The following is a 423-nucleotide window of genomic DNA, read 5'->3' as shown; positions in this document are numbered from 1 at the left end:
CGTGCGGTCGCCGGTCGATATCTGCTTCGGCACCAGTCCAAGCCAGGCGCCGAAGTCGCGGCCTTTCGAGAATACGTCTCCAGTGCCGATCGCGGCGACCATTGCGCTCGAGATGATCGGGCCAATGCCAGGCACCGTCATCAGTCGCTGGCAGGCCTTATCTTGACGGGCCAGTGTTTCGATCTCGCTAGATAGACCCTCGATACGCTCATCCAGCCGGCGCCAGTCTTCGGCCAGACCCTCGATGATGCGCAACATGCGAGGCGAGAGAACATCGGTGCGAGTTGCCAAGATACCCGGCAACTCGAACCGCAGGGAATGCAGGCCTTGCCGCACGGCGATGCCCCGCTCCAGTAGGAACGCACGGATCTGATTGATGGCGCCGGTACGCTGACCGACCAATCGATCGCGGACGCGGTGCAG

1 protein-coding gene is annotated in these 423 nt (G+C 62.6%); it reads right to left on the bottom strand.

The annotated features are described in order from the left end of the window. A partial coding sequence (locus ACZXDY_RS46455) for a transposase (protein WP_464350095.1) occupies positions 1 to 423 on the bottom strand: 423 nt, incomplete at both ends.

The organism is Bradyrhizobium sp. LeoB3, from assembly GCF_055456055.1.
This window is presented reverse-complemented; position numbering and strand designations above follow the sequence as displayed.